Annotated in this window: 1 protein-coding gene; it reads left to right on the top strand. The window is 65.7% G+C overall.

The features are described from left to right. The coding region (locus tag IG64_RS37370; protein WP_234438758.1) for an antibiotic biosynthesis monooxygenase family protein at nucleotides 1-213 on the top strand (213 nt) is incomplete at both ends.

Genomic DNA, 213 nt, shown 5'->3' with positions numbered 1-213 from the left:
TGCAGAGCCTGGACGAGATGACGCCGATGTTCGCGCAGTTCAAGGAGAGGACCGGGCCGATCGTCCTGGCCAACACCTTCTTCGTCCCCGAGGAGAGGGGCGAGGAGTTCCTGTCTCTCTTCCGGAGGCAGGCGGAGTTCATGCGGGCCCAGCCGGGATTCGTCTCGCTCCGGATGCACCGGGGAACCGCGGGCAGCCGGCTCATGATGAACG

Origin of the sequence: Streptomyces sp. NRRL S-340 (assembly GCF_000720185.1) — a bacterium.
Classification (GTDB): domain Bacteria; phylum Actinomycetota; class Actinomycetes; order Streptomycetales; family Streptomycetaceae; genus Streptomyces.
This window is presented reverse-complemented; position numbering and strand designations above follow the sequence as displayed.